This window comes from Dyadobacter sp. 3J3, from assembly GCF_009801115.1.
GTDB lineage: Bacteria > Bacteroidota > Bacteroidia > Cytophagales > Spirosomataceae > Dyadobacter.
Window position 1 is genome coordinate 1 of the sequence record NZ_VTOL01000036.1, and the last position, 16,669, is coordinate 16,669.

Below are 16,669 nucleotides of genomic sequence, written 5' to 3' on the forward strand. Positions count from 1 at the left end.
CTTGGTAAGATTCATGATTATTTCTGTTATATATTTGAATGTGAGATACTTAAATATACAAAGAATGTAGAATCTTACCAATTTTAAACTCTATTTTTCCTGCCAATTATTAATCGAACTCAGGTTACTAATTATATCTCTACAAAGTGGCTCAGTTTGGAGCTCCGAAGGTGGCTCACTTTCAACGCCATACTCACGAAATAATTATTCCTAGCTTACTAGTATTCTTTGGTGCTGTTGTTTTTTAGTGGCGGCACTTCTTATTTTTTTTGTCAAAAGGTTTTACCCCGGTATTGCATTCTCAGAGCTTTGATAATTAAAACCATAGCAGATAACGTAACGATTGACTTTGGCCTCCATACCACTTTTCATGAAAGCCAGTGGACTTGCTTGTGATGCATCAGCACTTGGAATCGCGGCCTGGTTTTAACCCGCGCTGGATTTGTTTATTTTTATCTTACTTCAAGCTATTGCTGCTAATATGCGCCATTCTCATCCTAATTGAAAGATAGCTCAAAAATAAGGCATGTAAAGATTGCTGAAATGTTTTCCCCCAAATAACAAGTCAAAAAGAATAGCAAAAATAGCGGCCTACCGTTGAAGACTTTTCAAAGTGTGCCAAAAGCGTTCGGCATAACGACGGGCAATGAACTGGTCTGTAATACCTGGTTAGCCCGTCAGCCCAGGGGCACTTATTCCGTTTCCTTTTGGCCTTGCAAACAGGCCGCTTTCAGAGCGCTTTCTTTTCTTCTTGTTTTTTTCTTTGGGGAAAAACAATGTTGTTTTTGATAATACAGACACGTGGAAAAGAGAAAATGAAATCTAAATTTTTTCATTCACTTCAATCTTTTTAATTATGTCTCACAACATTCATTTCAACGAGCAGACAAACAGTCACAGTTTTTTTTCTTTAAAACAAAAAGCATGGCATGGTCTTGGCCAGATTGTGCAGGATGCGCCAAGCAGCGCTCAGGCCATCGAGCTTAGCGGGCTGAACTATGAGGTAGTAAAAACGCGGTTAAAGACCTTTCCGGTTGATGTGCCTCTGGCGGATGTAGAGGACAATACACCCTTTAAAGAGATGATTGTACCGTCTTATTATGCTACGGTAAGAACTGACACGATGCAGCCCCTTGGCGTGGTAGGTAAGGATTATCACATTGTACAAAACAGAGATGCCTTTTCTTTCTTTGATTCGATTGCGAGCCAAAACCAGATCATTTATGAAACAGCTGGCGGGCTTGGACACGGGGAAAGAATTTTTATCACCGCAAAACTTCCCGGATATATCCGGGTGGGAGCAGACGATCTGATTGAAAAATACATTTTTCTGACCAATTCACACGATGGTTCAGGAAGTATCACGGCAGCTTTTACACCGGTGCGTGTCGTGTGTCAAAATACGCTAAACGCTGCAATGGGTAACCTTGCCAATGCGGTCAGGATCCGTCATACTTCGAATGCCAAAGAAAGACTTTTGCAGGCACATAAAATCATGGGACTTGCTACGAAGGTCGCCGAGCAGAAACAGGAGCTTTTTAACCGGTGGGCGAAAGTTAAAATTGCAGACAAAGACCTGAAACGTTTTATTCAGATCGCCATGGCTCCAAACAACGAAACGCTGGGAAACCTGCGGGATGGTAAAATAGATCTTTTGTCTTCCCAATATCTGAATATGGTCGACAGCGTTTACGAGTACGCGTTAGGTGATCCGACCCAAAACCTGGTTACTACAGCAGGTACTGTATTTGGAGCTTATAACAGTGTAACGGGTTATTTTCAAAATATTAGAAAGTACAACGATGATGAGGCGAAAGTAAAATCAGTACTGCTAGGCGGCACAGCGCAGCTCAGGGGACAGCGCGCCTTTGAGCTCTGCGAAGGATTTGCAGAGAATGGAAACGGCCTGTTTCAATTAAACTAGCAAATGGGGAGGCACCAGAGCCTCCCCCTAAAAATCTTAATGATGAATAGATATCCCGATTTATCCAACACCAGGCGCGCTGCCATACTTTGCCAGCTTTTTGAGGCCGAAATCCCGGCATTACTCGGATTTATGGCCAGCAGGTCCCAGGAGCATCTAGCAGATCCTCAGACTTTTCAAAAGCAGTGCAAGCTGCGGCTGTTTGGTTTTGAAAGGTGGCTGGCCCTGGCCAAACAGGTCAATAACCAGTTGCACCGATACCAGCGCAAAGATGCCAGAAAGCTTTTCGTTTCACTTTTTGAAGGCTACAAAGCTTGTTACAGCGGTCAGCTTCTGAGTGAATACGTGAAAGAATTCAAACCAACTGGTTCACGGTTCAGTATCGCGGTCCGTCTTCTTTTTATGTAGCAGGAGCTCCAGCCCGCTATAATGCTACACTGTCTTTTTTATCATTTGCACATGTAGTTGTGGCAGTCGCCATACTACGGCTAAACACTGATTCATTATGATACTTTTGGGAAATCCTTCACAGAGCGATCTGCTGTGTGTTTTCAGTCTTTTTATTGGTTTTGCGCTGCGTTTCTGGGTAGCGCAACGACGCTTTAACAGAAAAGGACCCTGTGCAAACCAGGAGTTTAAAAGTTACTTTTCGGCGCTACTCATACTTTTTACAGAACGCCTTCTGCTGATGCTCAGCTTTGTGCTGATACTGGGCTCCGTGCTCTGGTTTCTATGCTTGTGATCCATCAAACGGCCTGTATACCTGGCGGATCGTTATAATTTAAAAAAGGCATACTAAAAAGGCAATGCGTGGTTAGATAAAATGTACCCGCTGAAACTTTCATATTTCGAAAGCTTTATCTGTTTGCGGTTTGCGCGCCTGGCAGGCTATGCAGAAAGTTTTCACTGTGGTACATCAGATTATCGTAAATATCCACCTTCAATAGCTTGCCACTGGCAAGGCTGTTGACAATAAAATTATTACGGTGAAAATAACCAAAGCCATAAAACTGTTTGTAATCCACCCGGCCCGGACTATGTCCGGGCTGCCTTGGGTAGGATCTGCTGATGGTTTGAAAGCTTAAATTTTTAAAGCCGCAGCTTTGCCCGTAGGATTCCAGAAGCTGCCAGCCGTATCTGCTTTCGAGTCCGGGTATCATGGCTGTCAGCTCAGGCCAGTTGGGAAGGTAAAGATCCAGGCACTGCCCCTGCTTGAAGGGCCGCAGCCACTTGACAAAATCGTAGAGTTCTGGGTGTTTGTAGCAAAGCACTAAAAGCTGTTTCCACTCGCTGCGAAGCTCTTTGTCAAGTCCATGCGGAAAGGCTAGCCGCTCGGAACTGTAATCGTAGCTATACCAGGTCTGGATTTTTGATTCTGCGGGCTTATCAGGATTGACCCAGCTGAGTTTAAATTTAAAAAGGGACAAATTTGGGTCCGGGCGCAGGGCCCTTGATTTTTGCTGGAATTTCGGGATCATGGTCAGAAACTTTTAATCGGATACAGATAAAAAATTAAACCTTGTCAATCGATCCATAGCTCAATCGATCCATTGAAACTTCTATTGAAAGTCCAAGAGCAGCTTTTGCTAAGCTATGGACATACCTTTCCTCTCTGATCAGGCGGTCTGATCAGTAACGGGGTAGGATATAGGCTGATGATTTTGGTCATTATCTGGCAAGCGCTTGCCAAATAAGAAATAACGACCGGCAGTGATAAAATACGGGAAAAACTACGGAATAATAAAGACTTTACTTGCCTGTTTTGGATGAAAGGAAGGATGATAGTGGATATAGCCAAAGGTTACCAGATCCTGAATATATTTATGGTAGGTCGGCACGCTTTTAATGCGCGCGAGCGGCATGACGATTTTTCTGGAAATGGTGACAGGATTGATACCCTGATTTTGGCGCAACAGGTGCAACAGGGCCAAATAGGTGCCGATATGCCAGATGCTTAATCTTTTATCGAGCATGATGCGCGTTTGAAATTGAATACTAATATTTTCCATGTTTCTTTAAATTAATTGGTGTCCGGATTTAAGAAGGGTCTGGATGTCCTCATGCGAATAATAAAAGGATCCTCCGATCTTGGTATGTTTCAGCGTACCCTTTACGCGCAGGGTTTGCAGCGTACCAGGCGAGATACTTAGCATCGCTCTGACCTGGGCACTTTTTAGCCACTGTGTCTTCTGAGCACTTTGGCTAGCGAAATGCTGTTTGATGTCCTCGAGCAGCTGCACCCGCAGCTGCCGAAGATCCTCTTTGGTGATCAGTTCTATTTCCATTATAAAGTAAAGTTTAAGCAGTCTTGCCGAGTCAATCCGGATTGATACTGCCATTTGTGATACATGAAAGGAATTTACTTTCAAAAGTTCTGCTCTATTTTTGCAGAAGCAGGACCTGGCTGGGTTTATTGCGTTTAAAAACGGGACTGTACTGCAAATATCCAAAAGCATGCAGATCATGCATACAGCGGTAGTAGGTGCTGCGGCTGGAAAGCTTGCAGATATCAATAATCTGCTGGCTGTAGACATAGATTGGAGCCGCCGCGGGTTGGTCTTTGCCGTAATGGACCAAAGCCATATAAATGCTGATATGGGTCGTGCTGATGCAGGGATCGCGCCGGATCGCTGTAAAAAACTGATTGACAAAACTTATAGCTTCCATGGTTCTGTTGCATGATTAAGATTGAAAAGCAGGGAGAAAATCCTTGCAGATTTTCCCCTGTCTTTTGTTGATTAACTTACCGACATTCCTTTGCTTTGTGCAGCCTTTTTACCCTTTGAGGGGCTTTTCTCAGCGTTTTCTCCCTGCGGGATGAGCGCCTGTTTTTGATCGTCCTTTTTGACGGACTGTTCCTTGTTGGCTGACTGCTGCTGGCTTTCTGATTTTTCCTTCTGGTTCGAAACCCTTTTCATGTTTTCATCGAAAACGGTAATGGATTTAAACTGCGGAGCGGCCTGGATAAAATGTTTTTTTTCTACACCATCCTTTTCAAAGGTGACCACCTGGCGGTTTCCCTTTTGAAGTGATTCCATTAGCCTCTGTTTGTCAAATTCAACATTTAGCTCTTTGATCGGAAGCTTTTCCACCGCTTTATCGAGCTCAAAGCCGTATTTCTGATGAAACTGTTTGATTTTGAAATTGCCGTTGTTTTCGGTCTGCTTAAAATCCATCTGCATCCAGGCGTTGTAAACCTGGCCTTCTTTATTGGTCAGATCCTTATTGACAGCTCTTCCGTCCATCAGATTATACGCTTCCTTAAGCGTCACATTACCTCCCTGCTTATTGAGATAAAAAGTTTGTTTGAGCGCCTCTTTCTGGTTTTCTTTTTTGAGCTCGGCATCATAGCTGTTTAGAAAATACAGATCACTTTGGGTAGACCGCTTAAAATGCAGCTCGGAATTAACCTGGTCTTTGCCAAAGGTCGCCTGGTGCTGCAAGCTGAATTCGGGCGACTGCTTTTGAAGGTTGGCTTTTAGATCATTTTCAAGGGAATCGCCAAACCCGGAGTATTTGACCTGGTCTTTGAGGTATTCAAAATTTTTCTGATTCATAATTTTAGGATTTAAAATGAATAATTAAATTGAACTGGCTTTTAAAAGCGTCTTGCTGCTGATCTGCAGGTGTGGATGCCTGCCGCCGTTTTGCTCGCTCATTTTGATATGGAGCTTCTGAGTGCCCTCCAGCGTCATTTTAGCAAGAGCATACACTTTTACTACCGCGCTGCCGGGCTCAATGCGGGTAGAATCATTGTAGATTTGTACAGGCTGGATTTCGAGCTGCTGAACAGCACCGCGTTTGGCCTGTTTGCTATCGCCGACAAAAAAGCGGATGCTTTCGATATCGTAAGGAATCGGTGATTTGTTGATCAGTCGGAGCTTGTAGTACATAATATGATCATGGATGTAAATTCCCAAAAGCTGCATTTTGAGCTGACCGGATTTATCAGAAATACCGTGCAGGCCTGTGGGAAGTGTGCTGATGCTGGCTGCATCGGCCTGGATCTGCGCCTGGTTATACGAATCTTTTAAGATCGCCCCCTGATTATTTGTTTGAGAAGCAGAGAAGCCAATGTTTAATTGCAGGGGCTCGGGGCTGTAATCGACCAGAAAACTATACAGTTTTCCATCGCGGGTGACAACAGTCAGGTTGGACTGCGCAAAGCCGGCTGCCGAGGCTTTCAGCTGCAAAATGTTACTGAGCCCTTTGGCTTTTTGCGCCAGGATCCACCGGCTGCCTTTGTCGACACTGACAATATCGTAGGGGAAAATAATATTGGTCGTTTTCTGGTCCGTGATTTCCAGCGGATAGGGACTGATTCCGTAAAGCTCGCCATCCTGGGCGAACGATGCTGAACCAGAGATGAGAATAAGGAGAATGATTGCAGCTGCTATGTTTGATAAAGCTTTCATGATTAAGAAATGAGTTGGTGAATGTTATTTTGACAAGCTCACCGGGACACGATGCCCTGCGCTTTTTTATCGTAGAGCAGCACCTTGTAGCCTTCCCGGATGGTAACCTGCTGCAACTTGGCTTTGCGGCTCAAAAGGGTTTTGCTTGCCTGGATTGCAGCATCCGCCGCCTGGGCGCCCAGCGAGTTATCCAGGGAACCGACACTGATTCCACTCGAAGCCTGAGCGGCTGACTGTTTGGCCACATCGCGGGTGATCGCGCCCGGAATGTAGATGCCCGGCTGTCCGTCCAGATCGTAAACAACCAGGCTGACCCCGTAAAGTGAATTTTGATGCCGCACAGACTGGATCTGAATATTCAGACGCTCGCCGCTAAGTGCCGCCGTCCCGAAAAGAAAACTTCCTTTTGGAACCAGCTGGCCCTGGATGAAAATATCACTGCTGAGTTTGAGCTTAACGGTCGAGCCCGAGACAAGCTTTGGGTTTTTGTCAATGACCGCTTCAATCGCTTTTTGCTCGGCGCTGCTTACAGGCTCGTCCAGTGAGAAAAAGCCATTCTCTACGGGCTGTATAGGGTTGACAAGCATGGAATCCGCTTCGGACTGCGTTTGCAGAAGACTAGGATCGAGCGGGCTCGAAGCCAGGATAACACTGCTGATATTCTGGCTTTCAGAATCTGGAAGACTGGCCTTTTTTGCCAGCTCGGGGTTTTGGATCTGGATGATTTTATCGAGCATGCCACTCAGGGCCGCCAGCTCGGGATCACTTTCAGGTCCCTGTGAATCCTGCTCTGACGCCTGGGCAAGGATTGTTTGCAGCTGTTTTTCGAGCTGCGCATGGGCTTGATCCTCCAAGATTTCACTATCTTTTCTGCCAGCTTCAAAGGAGGGCTCAGAGGCTCTACTCAGCGCAGCATTTAACGCTTCAAGTTTCTGATACACCTGGGCGGGCTTGGCATCTGAATGGGCTTTCTTTTTGGCACCAACCAAACGGGAAGGTGTTTGTACTAAAAGCGAGACGCTGCCAGTATCTAAGGACGCAGCGGCCAGGCTGTCCTGAAAATAAGGATCCTTTTTTAAAAGCTGGGCGCGCCGGGCGGAATCCTGGGCCGCCTTCTCATAGTAGCTGAGTTTATTGATGAGCTTGTCCTGATTGATGATCGCATCGGGTAGCGCCGTGTTTAATCCTTGCCGCTCGGCCAGAGGTTGCTGCTGGTTTTTATTGATCTTTGAGACGATTACCACGTAAAAGATGGTGATAAAGGGCAGCAGGACAAGCGGCAAAAAAGTGTAAAAGCGGCGCTGTTTTAAAAAGTGCTCGGAGTTTGGTTGATTCTGCATGGTTGTTATGGTTTTAGTGAAAACTGTGAAAGACTATCCTGGATATATGCGCTCTCCAGACTATCCAGATACACTTCAATGGCCTGGAGGCTGGGCCGGTAAAATTTTGTGTTATTAGCAGAAGTAAATTGTGAGAAGCCTGCGCCTGTTATCCCTTCCATGGTGAGTCTCAGAAAGCCAAGGCCTGTCAGGCTGATCAGAAGGATCAGTACCGGCATTTTGACTTTCTCCGGAATCCTGGCTAAATGTTTTTTAAGGATGGCGCCGAGCGCAGGGTTTTCAGACGGCTTTTCGACTGGCGCCGCCAGTCTTTTGTGCCGGTTAAAATCGTAGAACATAGCCTTTATCGGTTACGGATGGTAAGATCTTTGTTTTCCAGGGTGCGCCACTGCTCGATTAGAAAACCGTGTGGGTTGTTATCGCTGCGCAAGGTGTTTCTCAGATACCCTTCGGTGATAAGGCTCCGCGAGACGACACTTGTCGCGCGGGTGATGGTCTGCACCCCGTAGTATTTAAAATAATAGGGGTAGGCGCGCGTATCGATCCTGATGCTGTCGCGGCTGATACTCTGGCTGATATTTGATGAAATAATGCTGTTGTAAAAGCCTGCTTCACTCAGATTATCATATTGTTTTTTCGCCGAGCCGTCTGCCAGATAAAGCGCTTTGACCACATTGGCCTGGATAAGCTTGTCATCGGGTTCAAGTGAAAAGAAATACCAGTGAAAACTGCTGACATGGTCACGTGCTTCAACTGGCACATTATCTTTTCTTTGGGAAGAGAAGGCTTCCAGGATCTTTCCGCTTTCCAGGATGTAAACCCTGCTTTGCGCGCTCTCGACCATCACCGCCGAGCGGTAGAAAGTAAAGCCGCACAGCGCGATACAGCCAAGACTGACAATCAGCGAAAAGCTTCGGATTTGACGAAATGCGGTATCAATATTTTTGGCTATTTTAAACATAGACTGTATTGTTTAGATCAGGATTTTGTTTTTCTATCCGGCACCGCCCTTTTGGCGATGCTGCCAAATCCCCGGCCTGCCGCCGCGGCCGTGCTCACGACCGTGGTCAACGTGGATGCAAAAAGACTGGACACTTTATGGGTAAGCGCATTACCACCGCCTGCATGGATGATATAGCCTGCCACCGAAGGCACCGAGAAGTAGCCCACGATTCCAATGATCAGAAAAATAAGGTAAGCGCTGTCGTGGGCGCCGAACACGGTATCGCCCTGGCTTTTGATCTGCGAGATATCAAGCTCAATCATTTTCTGCTGGATCGTAGCAATGATCGCCCCAAAGATATTGGCCACCGGAAGCCACAGATAGATGTTGATGTAGCGGGCAATCCAGCCAGAAAGCGTATGCTGAAACCCGTCAAAGACCGAGATCCCAAAAGCAAGCGGACCGATGATGGCCAGCACGATCAGATGAAAAGTGCGCATCGTGTTGATGCAAAGGGCTGCTGACTCAAAAACGATTTGAAGGATCTGGCTGATCCAGGCCTTGATGGCATTTCGGAAGTTATAGGACTCTTTGGCCATATAAAACTTGACATCGTTGCCAAGGCCTTCCAGAAGGCCTTCAGAGTAGCTTTCCCCGTAGGTATATTTAAGCCATTTGTCTTTATCGCCCCCTCCGGCATCTCCGACAAACATTTGCCAGCTTTCAGACTGCTTTACTGCATCCTGTTTTTGTCTTAAAAGCACAGCGATCGCCTGGTTTGAGCCCTGTACCATCGAAGCGGTAGCCGCTACGGTCGGGGAAAGAATCCCGTTGATCATCGCGATGACTTTAGGGAAAATAAGGATCGCAAAACCCAGCGCGAAAGGACGCAGCAGCGGATAAATATCAATGGGTTCAGCGGCCGCCAGATGGCGCCAGACCCGGGCAGCGATATACCAGAGTGCGGCAAAACCTGCGATCCCTCTGCCCACGCTGATAAGCCTTTCGCAAAGCGGCATCATCTGATCATACAGATCACCCAGTACGCTTTGCAGTCCGCTGATCTGCCCGGCCAGTCCCTGGGCATGGCTGACCATTGGGCAAATAAGGCACAGAAGGCAAGCCAGTAAAAGTTTTTTGTAAGGCTGCATAATGATTAGTTTGACTGACCATGAAGAGTTTGACTCATTTTAATGTCCTGCTGCTCTTTTTTTCGTTGGAGTGCCAGAACGCTGGTGGAAGCATTAAACTGACGCAGAAAAACCAGTGATTCCTGCATATCCTCATAAATCGTGTCTACCGCTTTAAGCCGCTCATCATCGGACATGCGCATTTTTTTAGCGGTCAAAACATCAGTCAATGCATCCAGGTTTTTTACACTTCTTTTGATCAGCCGCCCATAGATGGTTTCCAGATAATCCAGCTCATCCGGATTTAAAAACCCGGAGGTGGAAAACTGCCGCTGGGCGGCCTGGTATTCTTTTAAAAGTGCCAGCTGAAGGGCTATGATATCCTTGATCCGTTGATAGTTTTTTACGCCAGGGCTTACTTCCAATAGCCCATCCAAAAAAGCCTGATGCAGATTAAAGTTGTTTTTTGAAAGATCACGGATCAGCGTGTAACCTTTAAAAAGAATATCATAACCCTCTTTGAGCTGTTTTAAGATCTTTCTGAGCTGATTGAGCTTTTCAATATTTAAAATCAGCTGCGTGACCTCGGCGGTCTGTGCATGTAGCTTGACGGGGCAAGCCAGCGTAAACAGTAATAGGACAAGTAATAGCTTTTTCATGGATCTTAGTCTAGGCCGAGAAGCGCCCGGCTGTTTTGGATTTGGTTTGTTTCACCGGCCCGCTGTTTGATGAGCATGGCGGACTGGGTTTGAAAAGAGCTGGCAAAACGAAAATTTGATAGCATCTGTCCGTACAGGACTTCAAGCCTTATCAGCCGCTCGGCATCATTCATTTTCAGGTTTCCGTGCCTGATCAGCGTAAGAAGGGCAGTGAGGATTCCCTGGCAATCATCGTATACTTTACCGTACACTTTACGGATATAGGAAAGCTCGGCACTTGTCAGCTGGCCGCTTTGGCCAAGCAGGGTAGGCCCTTTGTTACAGATCTCATTGATTTTTCCGTGCAGATCTGTGATGTCTTTCGCTCTGGGACTGCCAGCGACGAGTGGATGCACGATCAGCAGGGTATCAAAGAAATTTTTATGCAGTTTGAATTCCCCGTTTTTAATGCTGTGAATCGTAGCGAGTCCTTCTTTAGCAATCTTGTAACCTTTCTTTGTGAGCTCCAGATAAATTTTGAGCTCGGCGATCTGGGTCTGCAGATACTTTTTCTGGGTCCTTTTCTGCCTGAGCCATTCGTTCAGATTCTGCGCCCGGCTGGGCGGGATAAAAGAAATCAGCAGCATAAGTGGTAGTAGCATTTTCATAGTTAAACTTGATTAGGGAAGTCCGTAAAGCGATTTGACTGCATCAATATCCTGCTGGGTTTTGGCCCTGGAAAGACTAAGCATCTTGTTTTCACGGTTGAAACTTAGCAGCTCACTATAATTGCTGTCCACACGGGCGGCAGCCTGGTCAATCAAAGCCAGCCGCTGCGCATCTGTCATTTGCAGGGTAAAGGCTTTGACTACGCTTGAAAGCAGCTCGACATTTTTAGCGGTTTCATCCAGGATCGATTCGTACACTTTTTTCATGTAGGCCCGCTCGTCGGCTTTAAAATTGGGATCCTTTTGCAGCAGCGCCCACATTCTTTGGTAGGCCTGCACCACCTGAAGGTTCTTTTCAGCGAGCTGCTTGATTTTAAAATAATACGAGATCACCGCCTTCACTTTTTTTAGCTCATCATAGTACTCCTTGTATAGATCCCTTTGCTTTTTGACCCAGTCTGCAATCTGCTCGAGTTTGAGCTTGGACATGACATTTTCAAGGGCCTTCTGCGCATTTTGCAGTTTGATCACTTTGTTCTGGCGCCTTTGGATCAAAAGATCAACCGCTTTGACCACCTTTTTAATGGCCTCTTTGATGATCTGTGCCCAGGGGATTGCAGCCTGCGTTTCAGGAACCGGGGCAAGCATCGCCGCGCAGAAAATCAGGATCATCGTAAATCTTCGAAGTGTCAGGTTCATGGTTACTGGCTGGTTAATTTTTTTCAGAGAGAAGTGCTGAGATCCCTTTTTCAATGCTGCCAAACCTGGCCGCATACGCGATCACTTTCATTTTCTCGGTCTGCTCAGTCGTGTAAGCCCAGTATTCTGCCGGGCTCACCTCGACCCGGTAGACTTTGGAGAGCATCCCGCCAAGGCTAATAAAAACCTCCTTGTAGCGGCGCAGCGGATCATTGGCCTTATTGACCGAAAGGATCAGGGCCTTCTCTTTCTCCGTCAGCCCGAGCAGCTGCTGGATGGAATCAAACTTGTTTTGGTATTTGCTCTGGTCTAAAAGGATCTTGCAATCACTGTTATTGATGATCGCCTGCTTGACAATCTCAGAACTGATGATATCTTCTACCTCCTGGGTGACTACAATCGCTTCGCCAAAAAACTTACGGACCGTTTTAAACAAATATTTTATGTACTGGGCCATCCCTTCACGGGCAATTGCTTTCCAGGCTTCTTCGAGAAGTATAACTTTGCGGATTCCTTTGAGCTTCCGCATCTTGGAGATAAAAACCTCCATGATCACAATCGTAACGACCGGAAAAAGAATGGGGTGATCCTTGATCTCATCTAATTCAAAGACAATAAAGCGCTCCTGCAAAAGATCCAGATTCTCACTAGCATTCAAAAGGTAATCGTACTCGCCTCCTTTGTAATAGGGCCGCAGCACATATAGGAAATTGGCAAAATCAAAATCCTTGTCTTTGACGCTGTCCTGCTCTAAGATTATTTTGAAATCATAGGTCAAAAACTCATAAAAGCTATTAAAGCCAGCCATCACCGAAGGTTTTTCGCTAAGCATCTGGTAGTACATGCTCAGCGCATTGGAAAGGGCGACATACTCCGAGCGTTTGAACTCTTCGCTGTCTTTTTTCCAGAGCGCCAGAAGCATCGCTTTAATACTTTCCTTTTTTTCGGTGTCAAGACTGTCACCTGCTCCGATATAAAAAGGGTTGAAACAAATCGGGGTTGTTTCTGAGTAGCAAAAATAATAACCGCCGACAAGATCACAGAGTCCTTTGTAGGAATGTCCTACATCGACCAGCACGATATGTGCGCCCCGTTCATAGTAGCTTCTTACCATGTGGTTGGTAAAAAAGGATTTGCCACTTCCTGAAGGGCCCAGAATAAACTTGTTACGGTTGGTGCAAATACCCATCGAGATCGGCTCATCACTGATATCGACATGCACGGGTTTTCCAGTCAGCCGGTCAGCTAGCCGCATGCCTACCGGGCTTACAGAAGACCGGTAGCTGGTTTCCAGGTTCAGAAAACAGCAGGCTTGTTCCAGAAACGTATCAAAACTATCGTTCATCGGAAAATCCGCGGCGTTGCCCGGGATCCCGGCCCAAAAGATCTGGGCAGCTCCGGCCGTCTCGATCTTGGCGACAGCATCCATCTGCGCAAGCGAAGAGGTGATCTGGCTTTTTAGCTCTTTAAGCTGGCTTTTTTGATCGGTCCAAGCCAGCACATTAAAGTGCGCTTTGACCGGCTGCCGCTGCTGGGCGACCGCTTCGTTTAAAAAGGCGTTGGTTGAATCGAGCGCAATCGAGTTTTCGCGCGAATAATTCGCAAGCGATTGCAGCCGCAGCCTTTTGCTTTCCAGCCGGCGCATCGTTTTGGCATCGTCCTCTAAAAAAATGTACTGGTTGTAAATATGCGAGCAGGGCAGCAGCTGCCCAAGCCCGCAGGCAAATCCGATGCTGAATTTGGTCCGGTCGGTCGAATACTTATCATAGGTGATCCGCGGGCTGGCAAGCGAGGGAAGGTCCGCAGCGTCACCAAGCGTAAAAAGCTGGCAGTACTGATCGCCGATCTTGATGCCGTCTGAAAACTCCATATCCCTCAGCAGCGGCTCACCGTTGTCTTCACTTAAAAAACAGTAGCTTTCAATCAAGCCGACTTTCTCCGCATGGCTTTCCAGCTCTTCGCTACTTAGCTGGCGGATCTTGACAAATCCACTGTCTGTCAAAATCCGTTTGAATTGGCTCGCACTGTCTAAAAAATCATCCAGAAGAGCCTTGCTGATTGTCTGCTGCGGCACGATGCTGGGCCGGATTAGATTGGAAAGAAGCGAGCTGGACAATTTTCTGCCAGCAGGCTTCTTGGTCAGCAGCACATAAGAGCTGTGCTCTAAAAAAGGCCGCTCGTTAAAATAACGCTCACTGCTGCGGGTTAGAAAACTGTTGTCCTCGCCGCTAAAATCGGGCTCGTACTTCCGGTCAATAAACCAGTCCTGCTTGTGAAAGACTGTGTGTGAAGGTAGAATCTTGATTGCTTTTACCCAGACCTGGTGAAGGGCTTCATACTCCTGGTCTGAAAGTGTAAAGATCTCGGGAAGATCAACCTTGAAGGCTACAGTGATATCACCCTGCTTGGAGAGGATACAGTCGTGCTCGACAGTCAGGATCGGAAGCAGATCATCTAAGAACTTTTCCATAGTCTTTTATGCTTTCAGGTGGGTGATATCACAAGGCAGCTTTGTCATAAAGGAATGCCTGCTTTTTGCTTTGATAATTTTAGGGACTCTTCCCCTGGCAAGGGCCTTGGTCAGGCCGTGCTCTCCGTATGTGCTGCTCAGATGGTAAACGCTGGTAAAAAGACCTGCGCCAAGGATGCCTGTCAGCGCAAGGGTCACAAACGTGTTGACCTTGGCTGTATACAGGATCACATAAAACAGAAATACCAACACCATCCCGCCGCCCAGATACCAGATGTACTGGGCCTTTAAACCTTTAAATTCGATCGGGCGGTTAATGCCCTTGTTAATTTCATAAATGCTGTTTGACATGGTGGTTTTGCTTTATGTTCTAAACGTTTTTGGAAGGATTCAGAGCACTCAGCGCCGGCCGGAACGCTTTAAACGATCCGGCCTATACGCCGAGACTGCGAACCCACTACAGATCAAAGAACGATTCAAGAACTGTTGCTACCACCACCAGGAAAATGCAGCTGCCGAACCACGCTGCGGCCACTTTTCCTGTATCATTGTCGCCGGCATTCCACTTTTGGAATACCTTAATCGCGCCTACCAGGGCCAAAACCCCGCCGATTCCGTACATAAGCTCGGTTCCCGGCTCAAAATATTCCCTCACAAGCTCATTGGCTTGTTCGATACCGGCACTCCCATCCTGGGCCCTGGCCGCGGCACTGACCAGCATTGCGGAAAATAAAGCCGCACACTCTTTTTTTGACCATTTTCTAAATGTCAATCTCCTCAGTCTCATACACGCATCATTTAAAAGTGGAACATGCCTTCTAGGGACCGTCCGCTTCCTTTACTTTCCGGCTAGCAAAGGGCGGGACCGGTCAGGCTCCATGGCAACCTAAATCCATAACTCCTCTATTTCATCCTCACTCAGGAGCATGGAGCCGTATTTTGCGCATTCCGCTTCGATCTGGTTATTGACCGAAACGCGGAAGGGCGTATCCTTTAAATAAGAATAGTCTTTTAGTAGCATCTGGAGCAGAACTGCCAGATCCGTTTTACTGTATTGTTTCTCGTGCGCTTCCTCGACCGCATCTCTCAGATACGCGGTCAGCGCCATTACATTTTGGAAGGTTTCTTCATCGGGAAGGGGTACTTCGGTAGCTTCCTGCTCCACTTCCTGCTGTTCATCTAGTTCTTCTGGCATTACTGAAATACTCGGTGCTGTTCTTGCTGGCTTTTTGACGGGCCGGTTTTGTTTGCCCGAAAAAGCGGAACGAAGATCCTGCCGGTAAAATTTGTAGCCGATAAAAATATAGTAGCCAAGCGTCAAGGGGCTGAGCACGGCGGCGTAGGTGGTCCAGGGACTATCGATGTACATGGTATTTTTGGTTTAGATACTTTGCTTGATTCTCAGACCGAAAGTTGAGATTTGATTTCTGCTTCCGTGGTTAGATTCTATGTTGCAAAGTAAACTGAGGGGAGGGGTAGCAAAAAAGTTAAACTTTTATTGACCTTTTATTGACGTTTCTTTATATGATACTCTATTGAGTTTGATACATATGTTGTATCGAACTCAATAGAGTATCATGAGGAACCAAAGTGATGTATGCTTGCTTCCCCAGTAAAGTTTAGAGATTCCCTTTTTAAAAATGTCAGTTAATAATAAAAATAGCGATGCCCCTTGAAACCCCAATCATCTGGAGATTTTAAAAGTAATGTTTCGATTATTGGTTTATAAGCTTCATTGTGAAATTTTCCTGTGAGAGTTTTTCTTGCTTTTTCTAATTTATCGTTGTGGTCTGAATAACAAGAAAGAATAATAATGTCAGGCCGTATCTCTTTGGCAATTTCAGCAATTGTATCTACCGAATTAAAACCACTGCTATTTTTTTCAAAAAAAGCGGGGCTACTATGTTTTGCTTCGCCAATTGCCAGTTTTCCATTTGTTAGGTATAAGATGTCAATATCGGTAATCGGTTTATTTGTATGGTAGTTGTCAAATAAATTAATTTGGGGACTGTAAGCAAATGCTTTATGAGATAATTTGGATTTAAGGGCTAATGTCCGAATTACAGTTAAATTTCCATCACGGTCTGTTTTTGACTGGTAAATGTTATTTTTAATCAAATCATTTAACTTGTAAAAAAATTTAGGCTCTATTGGTATTTCAAATTCTTCTAAACAGCCGCGGCATTCAACAGTTTCAGATACGTCCTTAATATGATACCAAAATATGGAAGAGCATTTTTTACATTTCAAATTGAAGCCCTTAAAAAAGACCTTGAAATCGCATAATTCTTTTAATGTTTCCTTTAAACCAAGTTCTAGGAGCCTGTCGGACTTGAACATTTGAATATAATTGAGTATCTTCAGATCATGAAACATTTTGTAGGAGCCAACCGTGGGCAAACGACATTTATGCCTTATGATCTTGAAGAATGGCTGCCCCAG

At 46.0% G+C, this 16,669-nt stretch carries 20 protein-coding genes; 3 read left to right on the forward strand and 17 right to left on the reverse strand.

Translation table 11 applies throughout. The annotated features are described in order from the left end of the window. Positions 1 to 856 precede the first annotated feature (856 nt). Positions 857 to 1,924 (forward strand): DUF932 domain-containing protein, encoded by a 1,068-nt coding sequence (locus FZF08_RS31155; RefSeq protein ID WP_159478733.1) that lies wholly within the window; start codon positions 857 to 859, stop codon positions 1,922 to 1,924. Positions 1,925 to 1,963: 39 nt separating this feature from the next. After that, positions 1,964 to 2,332: a hypothetical protein gene (locus tag FZF08_RS31160; RefSeq protein ID WP_159478736.1), complete on the forward strand. Its 369-nt coding sequence runs from the start codon at positions 1,964 to 1,966 to the stop codon at positions 2,330 to 2,332. A gap of 449 nt (positions 2,333 to 2,781) precedes the next feature. Here the strand turns inward: FZF08_RS31160 and FZF08_RS31165 are convergent, their stop codons facing one another. The 3 genes from FZF08_RS31165 to FZF08_RS31175 form a co-directional block, all read right to left on the reverse strand. Further along, on the reverse strand, positions 2,782 to 3,402 hold the full coding sequence (locus FZF08_RS31165; RefSeq protein WP_159478739.1) for a hypothetical protein: 621 nt from the start codon (positions 3,400 to 3,402) through the stop codon (positions 2,782 to 2,784). A 252-nt stretch (positions 3,403 to 3,654) separates the two neighbouring features. Next, on the reverse strand, positions 3,655 to 3,933 hold the full coding sequence (locus FZF08_RS31170) for a hypothetical protein (protein WP_159478741.1): 279 nt from the start codon (positions 3,931 to 3,933) through the stop codon (positions 3,655 to 3,657). 6 nt (positions 3,934 to 3,939) lie between these two features. Continuing rightward, the gene (locus tag FZF08_RS31175; protein ID WP_229216783.1) at positions 3,940 to 4,293 is read right to left on the reverse strand and encodes a helix-turn-helix domain-containing protein; all 354 of its coding nucleotides are present in this window, start codon (positions 4,291 to 4,293) and stop codon (positions 3,940 to 3,942) included. Positions 4,294 to 4,309: 16 nt separating this feature from the next. Between FZF08_RS31175 and FZF08_RS31180 the strand changes: the two genes are divergently transcribed. Next, on the forward strand, positions 4,310 to 4,606 hold the full coding sequence (locus tag FZF08_RS31180) for a hypothetical protein (RefSeq protein WP_159478744.1): 297 nt from the start codon (positions 4,310 to 4,312) through the stop codon (positions 4,604 to 4,606). 56 nt (positions 4,607 to 4,662) lie between these two features. Here the strand turns inward: FZF08_RS31180 and FZF08_RS31185 are convergent, their stop codons facing one another. The 14 genes from FZF08_RS31185 to FZF08_RS31250 all read right to left on the reverse strand — a co-directional run bounded on the left by FZF08_RS31185 (position 4,663) and on the right by FZF08_RS31250 (position 16,567). After that, complete coding sequence (locus tag FZF08_RS31185; RefSeq protein WP_159478747.1) at positions 4,663 to 5,481, reverse strand: hypothetical protein; 819 nt, start codon at positions 5,479 to 5,481, stop codon at positions 4,663 to 4,665. Between the two features lie 24 nt (positions 5,482 to 5,505). Further along, positions 5,506 to 6,339: a conjugative transposon protein TraN gene (gene traN, locus FZF08_RS31190; RefSeq protein WP_159478750.1), complete on the reverse strand. Its 834-nt coding sequence runs from the start codon at positions 6,337 to 6,339 to the stop codon at positions 5,506 to 5,508. A gap of 38 nt (positions 6,340 to 6,377) precedes the next feature. Beyond that, positions 6,378 to 7,679 carry a conjugative transposon protein TraM gene (gene traM / locus FZF08_RS31195; protein ID WP_159478753.1) on the reverse strand — a complete coding sequence of 434 codons (1,302 nt, stop codon included), beginning with the start codon at positions 7,677 to 7,679 and terminating at the stop codon, positions 6,378 to 6,380. A 5-nt stretch (positions 7,680 to 7,684) separates the two neighbouring features. Further along, positions 7,685 to 8,017 carry a hypothetical protein gene (locus tag FZF08_RS31200; RefSeq protein WP_159478756.1) on the reverse strand — a complete coding sequence of 111 codons (333 nt, stop codon included), beginning with the start codon at positions 8,015 to 8,017 and terminating at the stop codon, positions 7,685 to 7,687. Positions 8,018 to 8,022: 5 nt separating this feature from the next. Then, positions 8,023 to 8,640 carry a conjugative transposon protein TraK gene (gene traK, locus FZF08_RS31205; protein WP_159478759.1) on the reverse strand — a complete coding sequence of 206 codons (618 nt, stop codon included), beginning with the start codon at positions 8,638 to 8,640 and terminating at the stop codon, positions 8,023 to 8,025. A gap of 17 nt (positions 8,641 to 8,657) precedes the next feature. Further along, entirely contained in the window at positions 8,658 to 9,773 is a 1,116-nt protein-coding gene (gene traJ / locus FZF08_RS31210; protein WP_200837210.1) for a conjugative transposon protein TraJ, read from the reverse strand. Between the two features lie 5 nt (positions 9,774 to 9,778). Next, positions 9,779 to 10,411, reverse strand: a complete 633-nt coding sequence (locus tag FZF08_RS31215) for a TerB family tellurite resistance protein (protein ID WP_159478762.1) — start codon at positions 10,409 to 10,411, stop codon at positions 9,779 to 9,781. 5 nt (positions 10,412 to 10,416) lie between these two features. Next, complete coding sequence (locus FZF08_RS31220; RefSeq protein WP_159478765.1) at positions 10,417 to 11,058, reverse strand: hypothetical protein; 642 nt, start codon at positions 11,056 to 11,058, stop codon at positions 10,417 to 10,419. A gap of 12 nt (positions 11,059 to 11,070) precedes the next feature. Next, positions 11,071 to 11,832, reverse strand: a complete 762-nt coding sequence (locus FZF08_RS31225; protein ID WP_229216784.1) for a conjugal transfer protein TraI — start codon at positions 11,830 to 11,832, stop codon at positions 11,071 to 11,073. Next, positions 11,771 to 14,227 carry a TraG family conjugative transposon ATPase gene (locus FZF08_RS31230; RefSeq protein ID WP_159478768.1) on the reverse strand — a complete coding sequence of 819 codons (2,457 nt, stop codon included), beginning with the start codon at positions 14,225 to 14,227 and terminating at the stop codon, positions 11,771 to 11,773. The genes FZF08_RS31225 and FZF08_RS31230 overlap by 62 nt, the downstream gene beginning before the upstream one ends. 6 nt (positions 14,228 to 14,233) lie before the next feature. Further along, positions 14,234 to 14,578, reverse strand: a complete 345-nt coding sequence (locus FZF08_RS31235) for a DUF4133 domain-containing protein (RefSeq protein ID WP_159478771.1) — start codon at positions 14,576 to 14,578, stop codon at positions 14,234 to 14,236. A gap of 106 nt (positions 14,579 to 14,684) precedes the next feature. Beyond that, entirely contained in the window at positions 14,685 to 15,014 is a 330-nt protein-coding gene (locus tag FZF08_RS31240) for a DUF4134 domain-containing protein (protein WP_159478774.1), read from the reverse strand. Between the two features lie 99 nt (positions 15,015 to 15,113). Then, entirely contained in the window at positions 15,114 to 15,560 is a 447-nt protein-coding gene (locus FZF08_RS31245) for a hypothetical protein (RefSeq protein ID WP_159478777.1), read from the reverse strand. Between the two features lie 314 nt (positions 15,561 to 15,874). Beyond that, positions 15,875 to 16,567 carry a hypothetical protein gene (locus FZF08_RS31250; protein ID WP_159478780.1) on the reverse strand — a complete coding sequence of 231 codons (693 nt, stop codon included), beginning with the start codon at positions 16,565 to 16,567 and terminating at the stop codon, positions 15,875 to 15,877. Between the last annotated feature and the right edge of the window lie 102 nt (positions 16,568 to 16,669).

Bases quoted from the DNA above. Each gene is read 5' to 3' on its own strand.
- FZF08_RS31155 (WP_159478733.1), top strand. From the start codon at position 857: ATGTCTCACAACATTCATTTCAACGAGCAGACAAACAGTCACAGTTTT.
- FZF08_RS31160 (WP_159478736.1), top strand. From the start codon at position 1,964: ATGATGAATAGATATCCCGATTTATCCAACACCAGGCGCGCTGCCATA.
- FZF08_RS31165 (WP_159478739.1), bottom strand. From the start codon at position 3,402: ATGATCCCGAAATTCCAGCAAAAATCAAGGGCCCTGCGCCCGGACCCA.
- FZF08_RS31170 (WP_159478741.1), bottom strand. From the start codon at position 3,933: ATGGAAAATATTAGTATTCAATTTCAAACGCGCATCATGCTCGATAAA.
- FZF08_RS31185 (WP_159478747.1), bottom strand. From the start codon at position 5,481: ATGAATCAGAAAAATTTTGAATACCTCAAAGACCAGGTCAAATACTCC.
- traN (WP_159478750.1), bottom strand. From the start codon at position 6,339: ATGAAAGCTTTATCAAACATAGCAGCTGCAATCATTCTCCTTATTCTC.
- traM (WP_159478753.1), bottom strand. From the start codon at position 7,679: ATGCAGAATCAACCAAACTCCGAGCACTTTTTAAAACAGCGCCGCTTT.
- FZF08_RS31200 (WP_159478756.1), bottom strand. From the start codon at position 8,017: ATGTTCTACGATTTTAACCGGCACAAAAGACTGGCGGCGCCAGTCGAA.
- traK (WP_159478759.1), bottom strand. From the start codon at position 8,640: ATGTTTAAAATAGCCAAAAATATTGATACCGCATTTCGTCAAATCCGA.
- traJ (WP_200837210.1), bottom strand. From the start codon at position 9,773: ATGCAGCCTTACAAAAAACTTTTACTGGCTTGCCTTCTGTGCCTTATT.
- FZF08_RS31215 (WP_159478762.1), bottom strand. From the start codon at position 10,411: ATGAAAAAGCTATTACTTGTCCTATTACTGTTTACGCTGGCTTGCCCC.
- FZF08_RS31220 (WP_159478765.1), bottom strand. From the start codon at position 11,058: ATGAAAATGCTACTACCACTTATGCTGCTGATTTCTTTTATCCCGCCC.
- FZF08_RS31225 (WP_229216784.1), bottom strand. From the start codon at position 11,832: ATGCGGCCAGGTTTGGCAGCATTGAAAAAGGGATCTCAGCACTTCTCT.
- FZF08_RS31230 (WP_159478768.1), bottom strand. From the start codon at position 14,227: ATGGAAAAGTTCTTAGATGATCTGCTTCCGATCCTGACTGTCGAGCAC.
- FZF08_RS31235 (WP_159478771.1), bottom strand. From the start codon at position 14,578: ATGTCAAACAGCATTTATGAAATTAACAAGGGCATTAACCGCCCGATC.
- FZF08_RS31240 (WP_159478774.1), bottom strand. From the start codon at position 15,014: ATGAGACTGAGGAGATTGACATTTAGAAAATGGTCAAAAAAAGAGTGT.
- FZF08_RS31250 (WP_159478780.1), bottom strand. From the start codon at position 16,567: ATGTTCAAGTCCGACAGGCTCCTAGAACTTGGTTTAAAGGAAACATTA.